This is a genomic window from Liberibacter crescens BT-1 (genome assembly GCF_000325745.1).
GTDB classification, from domain to species: domain Bacteria; phylum Pseudomonadota; class Alphaproteobacteria; order Rhizobiales; family Rhizobiaceae; genus Liberibacter; species Liberibacter crescens.
Genome location: NC_019907.1, coordinates 493,529 through 508,745, shown reverse-complemented (window position 1 = coordinate 508,745; position 15,217 = coordinate 493,529). Strand labels below are relative to the sequence as shown.

Below are 15,217 nucleotides of genomic sequence, written 5' to 3'. Positions count from 1 at the left end.
ATAAAATTTAATTATTTGTTTTGTTTCTATCTAAAGAAATACTAGATTTTTCTTTTAATAATCATTCAGAAAAAAGATCCTAATATCCTTATTTTATAAAAATATAAAAACCTTTTTCTATAAGTTGTCTTATTTTTTATTCTGTTCTTCCAAGAATTTTATAACTTCTTCTATAGCTTTCTTTGCATTTTTCCCATTAGGCCCTCCAGACTGAGCCATATCAGGACGCCCTCCTCCACCTTTACCTTCCATTACTCTTGCTGCTAATTGAACAAGATAAATAGCATTAAACTTACTGATCAAATCCTGCGTTACAGCAATAATAACAGAAGCTTTGTCTTCTTCGGAAAGAGCTATAAGCATGATAATTCCTGATCCTATTCTTTTTTTTCTCTCGTCAATTAATTCTCTAAGATTTTTAGGATTTATATCGGTTACCACATGACCAATGAAATTAATACCCGCAACTTCGCGAACAGAAGAATGACTATCTCCAGCTACTAATTTTTTCTTAGCATCAGCAAGCTGGTATTCAAGTTTACGTTTCTCTTCTCTCATCTCCTTTACACGTATCAAAACCTCAGATGATTGTACCTTCAACAATGCAGAAAGTGACTTCATTTGTTCATCCTGATTAAGAAGATAGGCACGCGCTACCTTTCCTGTAATGGCTTCAATACGACGAATACCGGCACCAACAGCGCTTTCAGATAGAATATGAACAAGACCAATTTCTCCTGTAAAAGAAACATGTGTACCACCACATAACTCAAGAGAGTAAGAGTTACTCTTATTCAAGCCTATGGAAACAACACGGACTTCATTACCGTATTTTTCTCCAAACAAGGCTGTAGCTCCAATCGCTATAGCCGAATCAATATTCATAATGCTTGTTGTGACAGGTAGATTTTGCAAAATAACCTCATTCATCATATCCTCAACAGACTTTATCTCTTCAAGAGTTATCGGTTGTGAGTGTGTTACATCAAAGCGTAATCCTTCATGCGTAATCCGAGAGCCTTTCTGGACTACATGAAAGCCGAGCACTTCATGTAACGCCCAATGCAAAAGATGCGTAACTGAATGATTGATACTTAATAATCGACGATTCTGGGCATTAATTTTTAACGTGACAGACATCCCTGTGCGCAATGTACCGTGTTCAACCACAACACTATGAACCCAAAGATCATTTCCTTGCTTCTTAGTATCAATAACTTTAAGCTGAACTCCTTCACCAGTAATGGTACCCGTATCACCTACTTGACCACCAGATTCAGCATAAAAAGGTGTTTGATCAACAATAATAAAAACCATTTCTCCTTCTTTTGCAGAATCAACAACTTTACCTTTATCAATAATGGCTTGCACCATAGCTTCAGCCTGATCTGTGTCATAACCCAAAAACCTTGTAACACCATGTTTCTCTTTGAGAGAAAACCAAATTTTTTCTATCGCTTTTTCCCCAGAACCAAGCCAATGCAATCTTGCTTCAGTTTTCTGTCGTTCCATGGCCTGATTAAATTGGGAAACTTCTATGCCAGCAAAACCACGCGCATGCAAAATATCTTGCATAAGATCAAGTGGAAAACCATAGGTATCATAAAGCTTGAAAGCAATATTACCATCCAAACGCTCGTGCTTCTCCAAACCCACTGAAACTTCATCAAGCAAGACAAGCCCACGTTCTAATGTCTTACGAAATCGCACTTCTTCCTGTTTTAATACATCAATAATCAAAGATTCTGCTCGAATTAATTCAGGATATGCAGTGCCCATTTCTGCAAAAAGAGCAGGTAAAAGACGCCACATAAAAGGCTCTGAAACTCCAAGAATTTGCGCATGGCACATAGCACGACGCATAATACGTCGAAGAACATATCCCCGTCCTTCGTTTCCTGGTAAAACACCATCTGCAATCAAAAAAACCGATGAACGAAGATGATCAACAATAATGCGATGACTCACTGCGTGTCTTCCAACAGAAGGAACTCCAGTAAATTGTTCAGAAGCAGAAATAAGAGCCCTAAAAAGATCTATATCATAATTATTTTCTTTGCCTTGTAAAACAGCAGCAAAACGTTCTAATCCCATCCCGGTATCTATAGATGGCCGTGGTAATGCTATACGTTCTTTATTGCTGAGTTGCTCAAACTGCATAAAGACAAGATTCCATATTTCAATATAGCGTTCACCATCCTCTTCAGAAGAACCAGGTAAACCTCCTGAAAACTTGTCGCCACGATCAAAAAAAATCTCAGAGCAAGGACCACAAGGACCTGTATCTGCCATTGACCAAAAATTATCATTGCTACTAATACGAATAATTCTGTCATTTGGTAATCCAGAAATTTTTTTCCAAAAATTAAAAGCATCATCATCGTTATAATAAACCGTTACCAGAAGTTGATGACGACTGAGACCAAATTCACGGGTGAGAAGCTGCCAGGCAAAGTCAATTGCCTGTTCTTTAAAATAATCACTGAAAGAAAAATTTCCTAACATTTCAAAAAAAGTATGATGCCGAGCAGTACGGCCAACATTATAAAGGTCATTATGCTTACCACCAGCACGCACACATTTTTGTACAGTTGTAACTATCTTATAAGGATATTGTTCTTGTCCTGTAAAAACATTCTTGAACTGAACCATACCCGCATTAGTAAACATCAATGTTGGATCATTACTAGGAATAAGTGTAGATGATTCTACAACCTTATGGCCATTTTTCTTAAAAAACTCTAAGAATGTTGATCGGATGCTATTTACACTGCTCATTATCAGAGCTTTCTATTATTTATTTAAAAACCAATTTATTTATAAGTTTAATAACTTAATTTTTATACCAAAACATATTTACCTGACCATTTATTACGCCAGACATATTATAATTCCAGACAAAACAGAAAATATAAAAAATAAATAAGACTAAAACGTACAGATTTATTAAATCACTGATATGTTTTATAATACTTTTATCTTGCTACACTTTTAACTTCTTTAGTTGCATCTTAAAATAGGAAAAAACTTTTATCAACCTTTCTTTATTTTTTTAACATCTTATGGAAATGCTTAAGAAGCTGTACAGACAATAATTGAAGAATTTCTTATCCCCCTATTTTCCTTCCTTTTGAAAAGCTTTTCTATAAGATGGGTAACGTAAATCCTGAAAAGGAAATGGATTGGTGTGAATATGCTAAGATAGTTATTGTTTTCAGCTTGGGTGGATTCTTTCTTCTATTTTAAGATGCGTTTCCTCTTAATATACAAGGAATGATTGGTTTAATGTCTTATTTGGCCTTCAATACTGCTGTGGGTTTCATCACTAATACTGACTGGCAAAACTTTGGTACGAATACAAGAACAAGGTGCTAATCCTAATTTCACACTGCTCGGCATTGATCAAACAATAAGTGATATGCAACCAGGCGGTAATTATATAACTTATTGAGTTTACTTATTCTTGTTAAATCTCAACAGCCTCACTTTCCACATCAACATTCTGTAAAAGGCTATCAGCAATAAGTCCAGCATTCTGACGCAGAGAAATTTCAATATCTTCTGCAATATCGCTTTTTTCACGCAAGAAAGTTTTGGCGTTTTCGCGTCCTTGCCCTAACCTTTGACTCTTGTATGAAAACCAGGAGCCAGATTTTTCAACAATACCAGCCTTCACTCCCAAATCAACAAGTTCACCCATGCGAGAAATACCTTCTCCATACATGATATCAAATTCAACTTGCTTGAAAGGAGGAGCCATTTTATTCTTAACTACTTTAACTCTTGTCTGATTACCAATAATTTCTTCTCTTTCTTTAACTGAACCAATACGGCGAATATCAAGGCGTATAGAAGAATAAAATTTAAGCGCATTTCCACCAGTTGTTGTCTCTGGTGAACCAAACATAACACCTATTTTCATTCGCATTTGATTAATAAAAATCAAGATACAATTGGAGCGAGAAATAGAAGCTGTGAGCTTACGTAACGCCTGACTCATCAATCGTGCCTGCATTCCTGGTAAATTGTCTCCCATTTCTCCTTCAATCTCAGCACGCGGCGTTAAAGCAGCAACAGAATCGACCACAAGAACATCTACTGCTCCTGAACGTATTAATGTATCCGTTATCTCTAAAGCCTGCTCGCCTGTATCTGGCTGTGAGACCAACAAATTTTGCAAATCAACACCAAGTTTCTTGGCATAGAGAGAATCAAACGCATGTTCTGCATCTACAAAAGCACAAATCCCAGATTTTTTCTGCGCCTGAGCAATAGTATGAAGAGCTAAAGTCGTTTTTCCAGAACTTTCTGGACCATAAATTTCAGTAATACGACCCTTGGGTAAACCACCAATTCCCAGAGCAATATCCAAACCTAAAGAACCTGTAGAAATCGTTTCTATCTCAACAACATTTTCTTTTGAACCGAGTCTCATAATTGATCCCTTGCCAAAAGAACGTTCTATCTGTGATAGAGCAGCTTCTAATGCCTTACCTTTATCCACAACTATAATCTCCTATAAACCTAAAAGAGTTCCTTCATACTGTTTTACTCGTAAGTAATGACATAATAACCAGAATTCTTATTGATAATCTTATTTGCCAAGTCTTTCTTATCAAAAGACTGCTCCCCAAAAACCTCTTCATTCTTTTTAAAAACGTCTTATCTAAATATCAAAATAAAAGACAAGAAAGGTTATATCCTGTTTTAAACATTAAATTGTTGATCTGTTTACATTAGAGATTTGTAATTCTGCTAAACGTGTATAAAAACCACCACGCTCCATAAGACTGTCATGAGTTCCTTCTTCTACCAAACAACCATTGCTCAAAACAAGGATATTATCTGCTTTCTGCACAAGAACAAATCGATGTGAAATGACAATAGTTGTACGCCCTCTACGTAATTCTTCTAATGCTTTCCAGACTAATATCTCATTCTCAGCATCCAAACTTGATGTTGGTTCATCTAGTAATATAACAGGAGATTCTTTAAGAATAGCTCGAGCAATAGCAATACGTTGACGTTGTCCTACTGACAAGATCACTCCACCTTCTCCTACCGTTGTATCGTAACCTTTTTCTAATTTAGCAATAAATTCATGTGCCTGGGCAGCAATAGCTGCTTTCTTCACATCATCGCGCGTTGCTTCTGATTTTCCCATCGCAATATTATCATGCAAAGAAGCCATTATAATCAATGGATCTTGAGGAACAAAAGAAATAGATCGACGAACTTCTTCAATAGGAAGATTTCGAAGATCTATACCATCTAACTCTATACAACCACAATCAGGATCATAAAAACGAAGAGCTAAAGAAGCTATCGTACTCTTTCCAGCTCCAGATGATCCAACAATAGCAACAGTTTCTCCTGAATTAACTATAAAACTTAAGTTATGTAAAGCAGTCTTGCAAGCAACTTCTGCTGAGTGTTGAGAATAAGAAAAAGACACCTTATGAAAAGCTAATTGTCCTAATATCGGTGAAGTTAATCTCACAGGAGCAGCGGAAGAAAGTAAATTTGACTCAAAAACAATAATATTACGTAACCGACCAATTGCCAAAACAACCTGAGACACTTCTCCCCAAATATCTGATAAGAGACTTATAGATCCTGCAGCAATAATTGAATACAACATAAACTGGGTTAATGCTCCTCCTGACATTGTCCCAGATATAACTTTCTGCAAACCAAACCACAAAACGACAACAACACCAGAAAACACAAAAGAAATAGCAAAAGCAGTTAAACAAGAACGTATAAAAACAATCCGAATTGTTTTTTGATATACCTTCTCCACTTTCTGCTTATAGCGGCAGATTGTCTTATTTTCAGCTACAAAAGCCTGCAACATTCGTACAGACTTAATAGAATCGAATGTAAATTGTGTTAGCTGGTTTATATGCTTCTGTCTACTATTAGAACGTTTGCGCATAATTTTAGAAAAACCTGCTAAAAAAAGAATAACCAGAAAAACTATTCCCATAACAAGAGCAGAAAGTCCAAAACTACTGACAAGCATCATAAATATCGCTCCTAAAAACATCAAAAGATTCCGAAGCGCAATTGATAGACTTGTTGATACCATTATTCTGATCTTTTCAGTATCTGTCATTAATTTTGTAAAATTTTCACCAGAATTATAGCTATCAAAAAAAGATGGAGATAATTTCATTAATCTAGAGAAAACATCTATACGCAAATCAGATGCAACTCGTTCCCCTAACAATGATACACAATAATAACGTAGAGAACTGACAACGGCCAGCAAGAGAACCATAACAATAATAATCATAAAATAATAATCTGTCTTTACTCTATCACCGTTGTGGAGGCCATAATCAAGAAGATGACGCGCTGTCAAAGGAATTTCCAAGGTAATACAAGCTGCCAGAACAAGAGAAAACAAAGAACCAAGAACAAATGGCCAACATCGCATAAAGTATGGCAGCATAAACTTTAATGAGGAAATTATACCCCATTGTTCTTGATCTCTATCTTTGATTTCCATATATATGAAACTAACTGGATTATGTTATAATAATCAATCTTGTTATTAAACTCGTTTTCATGTACTTATGAAATTCTTAACTTCAGGCACAAAAACTGTCTGAAGTTTTATTTCATATGCTATTTAGTTACAAGAGACTTGCAACAATAAATTTATTATACCAAGGAAACCATCATGAAACCCGATATCCATCCTGATTATCATTTTATAAAAGTTGTTATGACTAATGGTACTGAATACGAAACACGCTCAACCTGGAAATCAGAAGGATCCTTGATGAGCCTTGATATTGATCCTTTTTCACATTTTGCATGGGTTGGTGGAAAACAACAAATTACAGATCGTAAAGGACAAGTTTCAAAATTCAAAAAACGATTTGGTGCTTTAGGGCTATAACTTAATAAATATCTCTTTCTTTGTAAAAGCGATATCGTTATGTTTAAGACTATTGTTTGTAGAACATCAATCAATGATGTTAATATGTGCTGATGGCTGGTGTATAGTAAAAAGTATCTTTAATCATAGAATGTACAATTACTAACTTAAACAATAAAAATGACTTTTAAAAAAAAAATATCTAAAATCCAAGGGGGACTGCATAAAAAAATTGCAGTCCCTTTTGATTAAAACTCTTATAGGAAATTTATGAAGGCATAAACTGTGCCTTAAGTTGTAATGCTGAAACAAAATAACACCTAAAACACTTACTCAGATTCGAGTTTAAATCACTCCCTGATAAACTAATCATATTTCTCAAATGATCTTTATCATAAAACATTATACATATCTTCTTTATAACATATTCCTATTCCTCATAAAAAATTATATATTGAAAGAACAACAGCTAATGTGATCTTTGAATAAGATTTTCTGTATCCGGATGAATTTCAACAGCTATCAGACCTTTTTTAGTATGACCAAATCGAACCAGAACTGTTTGTTTTGGATAAATCCATGTCAAGCCAAATTGGCGAAGTACTTCCATATGTATAAAAATATCCTCATTATGTTCAGAGCGTGTTAAAAATCCAAATCCTCTTACACGATCAAACCATTTAACAGTAACACGTTCTATTTCACTCTTTGGAACAATATTAAGAAATGTAGAATCTACTTTAGAAAGAGAAGATGGCTTTATAACATTAGACCTATCTGCAGAAAGAATTTTAAAGGCCTGATAGCCGCGTTCACGTTTATAAACCAAAGCAACTATACGTGTTCCAGCCAAAATACTCTGATACCCATCACGTCGAAGACAAGTAACATGCAATAAAACATCTTTTGAACCATTATCTGGTACAAAAAAACCATATCCTTTAGAAAGATCAAACCACTTAACAACTCCAGTAACCTCAACAAGATCAGATACGTTAGTTAATGAACTATTAATATTTATAGTCTCTTTTGAAGAAATCCCGTTCACCATTTTTATCCCCTTGATTCCTTGAACCGATTCTTAAACTTTTAGTTAATATTTTGCTAACCATTTAACACAAGTAGTATTCTGAAAAATTTATCAAAATTTTCATCTTTTTATCTTCAATGCTTACAATTTAGATCAAATATCTTGATAATATAAAATATAATTGCATTATAAGAAAATACAATTTTAACCATTAAAATTATTTGGGAAAAGATAAATGAAATACTTACATACTATGGTACGTGTTAAAGACCTTGAGCATTCATTAGAATTCTACACCAAAATTCTGGGTCTCTATGAAGTTGATCGTCTTGAAAATACAAAGGGTCGCTATACTCTGGTTTTTTTAGCCGCTCCAGAAGACTTGGAAGCTGCTCATCAATATAGGGCCCCATGTCTTGAACTCACTTATAACTGGGATACTGAAGACTACACAACAGGTCGTAACTTTGGACATATTGCTTACAGTGTAGATAATATTTACTCAACCTGTGAAAATTTTATGAAAAATAACATTACGATCAATAGACCGCCTCGAGATGGAAAAATGGCGTTTATTCTCTCTCCTGATAAAGTTTCTATTGAAATTCTCCAGAAAAATAATCCTCTAGAACCCAAAGAGCCATGGCTATCCATGCCTAACATAGGAACCTGGTAAAAAAGTTTTCTCATTTTATAGAGAGCGAATTGTAAAAATTACATGCTCTACATAAGCATATTAGTGCATAATAAGCTTTTATGGATATATTTACAAAGTTGAGTTCTGTGCCTTTTTTTGCTCTCTATAAGAAAATATGTATATTGAGTCTTTCTATTTGCGGGTTTTTAATGATGGGTTGCAAAAAGCTAGAAACCCATACTATCAAGAAACAGAACCCTCATCTCTTATCATCCTCTCAAAAAACTGATATCACTCCTGACATATCACAAATTATTGAGTCCCTCCCTGAAAATCCTGATCTACATGATCAAGATTCTGTAACAACGATAGAACAGCAAATAGACCCAACCATAACGAATGAAGAAAATAAAATGCTCTTTAATGCCAATCATTATAGTATATTTTCTAGCATTGTCAGTTCTTTAATGACTTCTCAATCACAAGCTATCATCTTCTCTCATGATTCTAAACTGTCTGAAAAACAAAAAACCCGCGATACCATAACTTCAACTGTTCTCGACCAGGAGCATATTGCTAACAGCATAGCACAAGTTGAACAACCTCTATCGCTTTATACCTCTAAAACAATACCCCTAAAATAGATTTGCCATTTTAAAGCATAGGTAAATATCTCATTGCCTAACATTTGTACTTCTTTATCAATAAATAGAATATAATTTTTTTTAAAACTTTCTTAAGTTTCTTGTTACAAAAACACTAAAAATAATACAACTTAAAGAGATTTAAGAAAAAAAATCTTTTTAAAGTAGATAATTGTTATATCTTTCACAATATTTTTTAAAAAATATGTAAATGGTGCTTGCGATATGACTCACTCCCTAATACAAGATTAGTAAGATGATACGCGCCCTTCGTCTATCGGTTAGGACATCAGATTTTCATTCTGAAAAGAGGGGTTCGATTCCCCTAGGGCGTACCATTAATACTTGAGTGCCAGTTTATTATCACTAATGGTTAAACAAGTTGATGACCAGGAATTATAAAATTCTATGATGTCATCATTGCTTGATGTTTTACAACAATGTCTTTTTTATAAAAAATAGCTGCTCACTAAGTGAACCTGCTATCAATCATTAAAGTCAATAATCAGTTTTATAATATCAAATATTTATTTGTTTCATATACACGCAGCAGCATCTTTTATATGTAACTGTACCTGCTTTCTGCCTTTCCAATAATCCATAGATAAATAACCAGCAATATGCATCCACTTGCCGCGCGATTTCATAAGGAAATTACCCAACGGAGTGTCAATAACATAAAAAGCAATACCTTCAATAGAAAGAGAATCTTGGTTTTCAAAAATGACTTTAAGATGTGAAGATCCTATAGGATAGAAGTTACATAACTTATGTCGAGGGAAAACAAATAAAGGTTTTGGATTGCATGAACCATAGGGACCAACACATTCAAGCATATCAAAAAGTTCTACGGTAGCCCCCGCAGCACTTAATGCACCATCTATTTTCAGTAATTTAATCGCAGCTAAATTTATACCTGCATTGTGCACATACTCTTCAAAAAAAATACGTAATCGATCAATATTGCTATGCTCTACGGTCAAACCAGCAGCCATAGCATGACCACCACCTTTCAGAAGTAAACCTTCCTCGAGAGCTGCGCGAACCATTATACCAATATCAAAACCAATGACAGACCGACCAGAACCAATACCTTTACCTGTAGTATTGTCAAAAGCAATCGCAAAAGCTGGACAGCCAAATTTATCTTTTAAACGAGTTGCAAGCAATCCTACAATTCCAGGATGCCAACTCTCTCCTGTAGCAACAATCACCAACGCCCCTTTAGTATCACCATATTTAATGATTACTTCAGCTTCAGCCTGTTGTAACATAGTCGCTTCCATAAACTGACGATCACGATTGAGACTATCCAACTGGGCCGCAATAGTCTCAATTTCAGAAAGATTATCAGATATTAATAGCCGACTTCCAAGATTAGAATCTCCAATACGTCCCCCAGCATTAATACGTGGACCTATCATAAAACCAAAGTGATCATATGTTATAGGCATAGGACGTCTCATCAGTTCCATCAATGCTTTAATACCAGGATTACCTTTATGACGAGCAACAATAATACCTTTTCTAACATATGCTCTATTCAAGCCTGTCAAAGGCACTGCATCACAAACAGTTGCAAGAGCTACAATATCCAGAAAAGATAATAAATCTAAATCTTTTATCTGTATGTTATACTCTGCCCGTAAAATACGAGTAATTAAAACAAGCACAAGAAAAACAACTCCTGCTGCACATAAATGATCTTGTAAGGATAAATCATCCTGGCGGTTTGGGTTGACTAATGCATATGCACAAGGTATCTCTGTTCCTACCTGGTGATGATCAATGACAATGACATCAACATTTCGAGATGCTGCAATCTCAAGAGATTCATGGCTTGTAGAACCACAATCAACAGCGATAATAAGTTGGGCACCTTCATCTATAAGCTTTTTTATGATAACTGGGTTAGGGCCGTATCCCTCAAGAATTCGATCCGGGATATAGATACGAGTCTTAATGCCAAAATGGTTTAGGAATCTTGCTATTAAAGCTACAGAAGCAGCTCCATCTACATCATAATCGCCTAAAATAGCAATATTTTCAACCTGATAAATCGCTTGAATAATACGACGAGCTGCCTTATCGCAATCCACAAGGGTATCAGGATTCGGCATTAAAGAACGAAGAGTAGGATTTAGAAAATCCATTGCCTTTTCAATGCCAACTCCACGCCCGGCTAAAATACGAGCAACCAAATCAGATATCCCATGAATCTGAGCTATTGCAAGAGCATGATTAACACCAGCTTGGTCAAGAAGAGATACCCAACGAAATCCAGAAACAGAATGCTCTACATCTAAAAAAGCTTGTGAATTGGCAAATTCTTTCAAAATTAACTATATCTTTTTATATTTTATAACTAATTGATCTTATCATCATTTTTATCTTGTTGAGTCGCTCTCTAAAATAAATAAGACGTTCTACATCATTTTTCTGGCTTTTTCTACAATCCTATAGAAATTCCATAATGAATACGCTTCTAAAGGAAAAATCTCAGGGTAAAAACCATTACTATATTCCCATTGTACCATTGCCAAAACTTCTTTTAATAGTTATGCCACAATTTCAAAGGGTTTCTAGAAAGCTCAGCAGCCTTCTAGTGTCTATTTAGGATAGAGAAACTGTGATCCTGAATTTCCTCATGCGAGCCCAAATTAAGATGTAGAAGATCGTGCTTGCTGGCCAGAAGAACGAATCATCCGATAATAACACCAGCGCCATGCCATATTCTCCCATCGCTGCTGCCGCATCTTTACTGAAAGATAAATCAAGTACTGTGAATACAACGTTTATCCCTTACTGTTTAATTAAGACTAACTTGCGATAAGGATAACCTGAGGTTCCCCAATAAGAGGGATTTCTTTTTGAATGGCTTCTACAGCCTTGTAAACAGAAACTTCTAAATTATTATAGGTTATCATTACAATATTCTGTTCATCAACAAAGGCTTGATGAGAAGAATGAATAACAGATTGTAAGGAAACTTCATATTTAGCCATTTGCGCAACAACCAAAGAAAAAATAGCACTAGAATTAACTGCCTTTAAGCGAATAAAATAAGAACCTTGACTTTGATTAATCTTGCTTTGAGAGTAAAACTCCATATTGCTCGCTGAATGACCAAAAGCTAAGAAAAAATTCTTTTTCTTAGGACTTTTAGCGATATCAACAATATCTCCAAGCACAGAAGAAGCTGTCGCGTCTCCACCAGCACCTGGACCAATCATTAATAATTCTCCTACAATATCTGATTCAACAACGATTGCATTCATCACTCCATTGACCTGAGCAATCATGGAATCACGTTTCACTAGAACAGGACGAATATATTGCTCAATACCATTATCAACACGTTGAGCAATTCCCAAAAGCTTGATTCGATAACCAAATTCAGCTGCTGCCTCTATATCTTCAAGAGTAATTTTAGAAATACCTTCAAAATGAATTTCCTTGGAAGAAATAAAAACTCCAAATGCCATAGAAGCGAGTATTGCCAATTTATGTGCAGAATCAGCGCCGCTAATATCAAAAGAAGGATCGACCTCAGCGTAACCAAGTTGTTGTGCTTCTTTTAAGCAATCCTCAAATGGCAATTTTGTATTCTCCATCTGAGAAAGAATATAATTACACGTCCCATTCAAAATGCCATGAATACGGAGAACTGCATTTCCTGCCAAAGAATCTCGCAAAACCTTTATAATAGGTACCGCACCAGCAACTGCTGCTTCAAAGTTGAACAAAGCACCATTATTCTCTGCTAAAATAGCCAAATCAGCACCATAGACAGCAAGAAGAGCCTTATTGGCCGTGACCACGTGACATCCTCTTAACAAAGCCATACGCACTGCATCATGCGCAGGGTTACCTTCTCCTCCTATGAGCTCTACAAAAACATCAATATCGGCTTCTCTGGCCATAACAACAGGATCATCAAACCATTGCGTCATCGTAAGGTCGATCCCCCTATCAAGGTCGCGATTACGAGCACTTACTGCTGAAATTACGATAGGCCGACCACAAGCAGATGATAAACGATCTGCATACTGGTTAATAATCCTAATAAGAGAGGTACCCACTGTACCGAGCCCTGCAATACCAATTTTAAAGGTATCTTCCATTTATTCAACTCGAATATACTATAATTTTTATTTAAAACATTAATACCAATGACATTTAAACTACTTTATTAAGAAAAATTTAAAAGGTTATCAGATTTGAAAATTACTGTTAGATTCAGAAAAAAAAATCTTTAAATTACGAGCGGCTTGACGAATACGATGTTCGTTTTCAACTAATGCAATACGAACATAACCATCCCCCTGCTCTCCAAAACCAATACCAGGAGCAACAACAATGTCTGCTTTTTTTAGCAATAACTTGGAAAATTCTAATGACCCTAAAGAAGAAAATTTTTCAGGAATTTTTGCCCATACAAACATTGTAGCAACTGGTAATGGCACATTAAAACCTGCTTTTCTAAAACTGTTGACTAAAACATCTCTACGAGCTCGATAAACATCTCTTACTTTTTCAACTTCTACACTATTGTTATTAAGAGCATGTGCAGCTGCTACCTGAATAGGAGTAAAGGCGCCATAATCCAAATAGGATTTAACACGCGCCAAAGCAGCTAGCAAATTTTCATTACCGACGGCAAACCCTATACGCCATCCGGACATAGAAAACGCCTTTGACATCGTTGAAAATTCCACAGCAATATCAATTGCACCAGGTACTTGTAGAATAGACGGAGGAGGCACATGATCAAAATAAATTTCTGAATATGCCAAGTCTGAAAGCAAAATAATTTCATACTTTTTCGCAAAAGTTACAATATCCTTATAAAAATCTAATGAGGCAACACATGTGGTTGGATTCGATGGATAATTAAGGATTAACGCTAATGGTTTAGGAATTGAATGCCGAACGGCATGCTCTAAAGAAATAAAGAAATTTTTATCAGGATAAACAGAAATTGATCGTAAAACACCACCAGCCATTAGAAAACCAAAAGCATGGATTGGATACGTCGGATCAGGACACAATATAACATCTCCTGGAGCTGTTATGGCTTGCGCCATGTTCGCAAATCCTTCTTTAGAACCAAGAGTTACAACAACTTGATTATCCGGATTAATTTTTACTCCAAAACGACGAGCATAATATGCTGCTTGTGCCTTTCTTAATCCCTGAATGCCTTTTGAAGCAGAATAACGATGTGAGCGAGGATCTTTTATAACTTCACAAAGTTTATCTACAATACTCTGTGAAGTAGGCAAATCAGGATTTCCCATACCAAAATCTATTATATCAGAACCAGCTGCACGCGCAGCAGCTTTTAAACGATTAACTTCTTCAAAAACATATGGAGGTAATCGTTGAATCTTATAAAAATCTTCCATTTTAATCATCTTGACATGAAAGTTATATGTCATCTTCTTATTCATAAATTAAAATAGTCATATTTTTTCTTTAAACTTTCTATGACACTAACACTATAAATACGCAATAAAATACAGCATTCTATTCTGTTTCTTTTTTATAAATGATATGTCATTTTATAATTCACAGTAAAACTCTTTGTATAAACTATAATACACTAACACATAGAAAGAAAAAACAAAAGATTTCAATTAAAATAACAAAGCTTACTTATATGAGTGAGTTAAAGCTCTAAATTTTTTTTGCATTTCAATAGCTTCATTATCACTAATCTGAACATTCGCAGCTTTAAGTGGCCGAGAAAACGTTGGATAAACATTAGACGCTTTATTTAAAGAACATGACGATAAAACAACTGCTAATATAAATTTCATCACTATACAACTTAAGAATTGAACTCTTTTCATAAATTAAAATCCTAAGGAGGGATTGTAGTAGATTTATTCATTTGAAAATCAGGAATTTTTATAGCAATGAATAAAAAATACATCCAATATGTCAATAATGACAAAACATTTATTATTTAAGAATAATAAGTTTGTATATACTTTTATCTTTAAAATGTATAT

11 protein-coding genes, 1 tRNA gene and 2 pseudogenes are annotated in these 15,217 nt (G+C 34.9%); 5 read left to right on the top strand and 9 right to left on the bottom strand.

The features are described from left to right. Positions 1-129: 129 nt before the first annotated feature. Complete coding sequence (gene alaS / locus B488_RS02200) at positions 130-2,778, bottom strand: alanine--tRNA ligase (protein WP_041770596.1); 2,649 nt, start codon at positions 2,776-2,778, stop codon at positions 130-132. Positions 2,779-3,102: 324 nt separating this feature from the next. Here alaS and B488_RS07485 point away from each other — a divergent pair. Then, positions 3,103-3,375, top strand: a pseudogene (locus tag B488_RS07485) (potassium-transporting ATPase subunit KdpA). Positions 3,376-3,466: 91 nt separating this feature from the next. Here B488_RS07485 and recA read toward each other — a convergent pair. Together recA and B488_RS02190 are read right to left on the bottom strand one after the other, a co-directional pair. After that, positions 3,467-4,520 (bottom strand): annotated as a pseudogene (gene recA / locus B488_RS02195) (recombinase RecA). A 194-nt stretch (positions 4,521-4,714) separates the two neighbouring features. Continuing rightward, a complete protein-coding gene (locus B488_RS02190; protein ID WP_015272869.1) occupies positions 4,715-6,514 on the bottom strand; it encodes an ABC transporter transmembrane domain-containing protein in 1,800 nt (599 codons plus the stop codon). Positions 6,515-6,688: 174 nt separating this feature from the next. Between B488_RS02190 and rpmE the strand changes: the two genes are divergently transcribed. Beyond that, positions 6,689-6,910 (top strand): 50S ribosomal protein L31, encoded by a 222-nt coding sequence (gene rpmE / locus B488_RS02185; RefSeq protein ID WP_015272868.1) that lies wholly within the window; start codon positions 6,689-6,691, stop codon positions 6,908-6,910. A gap of 448 nt (positions 6,911-7,358) precedes the next feature. On the opposite strand, the gene B488_RS02180 is transcribed toward rpmE, so the two are convergent. Next, positions 7,359-7,940 (bottom strand): cold-shock protein, encoded by a 582-nt coding sequence (locus B488_RS02180; protein ID WP_015272867.1) that lies wholly within the window; start codon positions 7,938-7,940, stop codon positions 7,359-7,361. 214 nt (positions 7,941-8,154) lie between these two features. On the opposite strand from B488_RS02180, the gene gloA reads away from it, so the two are divergent. The 3 genes from gloA to B488_RS02165 all read left to right on the top strand — a co-directional run bounded on the left by gloA (position 8,155) and on the right by B488_RS02165 (position 9,538). Next, entirely contained in the window at positions 8,155-8,595 is a 441-nt protein-coding gene (gene gloA, locus B488_RS02175; RefSeq protein ID WP_041770591.1) for a lactoylglutathione lyase, read from the top strand. Between the two features lie 173 nt (positions 8,596-8,768). Beyond that, positions 8,769-9,200: a hypothetical protein gene (locus B488_RS02170; RefSeq protein ID WP_144049183.1), complete on the top strand. Its 432-nt coding sequence runs from the start codon at positions 8,769-8,771 to the stop codon at positions 9,198-9,200. A 263-nt stretch (positions 9,201-9,463) separates the two neighbouring features. Beyond that, positions 9,464-9,538 (top strand) — tRNA-Glu (locus tag B488_RS02165). 198 nt (positions 9,539-9,736) lie between these two features. On the opposite strand, the gene recJ is transcribed toward B488_RS02165, so the two are convergent. The 5 genes from recJ to B488_RS07075 form a co-directional block, all read right to left on the bottom strand. Then, positions 9,737-11,536: a single-stranded-DNA-specific exonuclease RecJ gene (recJ, locus tag B488_RS02160; protein WP_015272864.1), complete on the bottom strand. Its 1,800-nt coding sequence runs from the start codon at positions 11,534-11,536 to the stop codon at positions 9,737-9,739. A 324-nt stretch (positions 11,537-11,860) separates the two neighbouring features. Continuing rightward, a complete protein-coding gene (locus B488_RS07395) occupies positions 11,861-11,992 on the bottom strand; it encodes a hypothetical protein (RefSeq protein ID WP_015272862.1) in 132 nt (43 codons plus the stop codon). A gap of 27 nt (positions 11,993-12,019) precedes the next feature. After that, positions 12,020-13,324 (bottom strand): homoserine dehydrogenase, encoded by a 1,305-nt coding sequence (locus B488_RS02155; protein WP_015272861.1) that lies wholly within the window; start codon positions 13,322-13,324, stop codon positions 12,020-12,022. Between the two features lie 90 nt (positions 13,325-13,414). Next, positions 13,415-14,608, bottom strand: coding sequence for an LL-diaminopimelate aminotransferase (locus B488_RS02150; RefSeq protein ID WP_015272860.1), 1,194 nt, complete (start codon positions 14,606-14,608; stop codon positions 13,415-13,417). A 246-nt stretch (positions 14,609-14,854) separates the two neighbouring features. After that, positions 14,855-15,055: a hypothetical protein gene (locus B488_RS07075; protein WP_015272859.1), complete on the bottom strand. Its 201-nt coding sequence runs from the start codon at positions 15,053-15,055 to the stop codon at positions 14,855-14,857. Between the last annotated feature and the right edge of the window lie 162 nt (positions 15,056-15,217).

What these genes read in the sequence shown, in the direction of transcription:
- B488_RS07075 (WP_015272859.1), bottom strand. Translation starts at nt 15,055, where the DNA reads ATGAAAAGAGTTCAATTCTTAAGTTGTATAGTGATGAAATTTATATTA.
- alaS (WP_041770596.1), bottom strand. Translation starts at nt 2,778, where the DNA reads ATGAGCAGTGTAAATAGCATCCGATCAACATTCTTAGAGTTTTTTAAG.
- B488_RS02180 (WP_015272867.1), bottom strand. Translation starts at nt 7,940, where the DNA reads ATGGTGAACGGGATTTCTTCAAAAGAGACTATAAATATTAATAGTTCA.
- gloA (WP_041770591.1), top strand. Translation starts at nt 8,155, where the DNA reads ATGAAATACTTACATACTATGGTACGTGTTAAAGACCTTGAGCATTCA.
- B488_RS02155 (WP_015272861.1), bottom strand. Translation starts at nt 13,324, where the DNA reads ATGGAAGATACCTTTAAAATTGGTATTGCAGGGCTCGGTACAGTGGGT.
- rpmE (WP_015272868.1), top strand. Translation starts at nt 6,689, where the DNA reads ATGAAACCCGATATCCATCCTGATTATCATTTTATAAAAGTTGTTATG.
- B488_RS02150 (WP_015272860.1), bottom strand. Translation starts at nt 14,608, where the DNA reads ATGGAAGATTTTTATAAGATTCAACGATTACCTCCATATGTTTTTGAA.
- B488_RS02190 (WP_015272869.1), bottom strand. Translation starts at nt 6,514, where the DNA reads ATGGAAATCAAAGATAGAGATCAAGAACAATGGGGTATAATTTCCTCA.
- B488_RS02170 (WP_144049183.1), top strand. Translation starts at nt 8,769, where the DNA reads ATGGGTTGCAAAAAGCTAGAAACCCATACTATCAAGAAACAGAACCCT.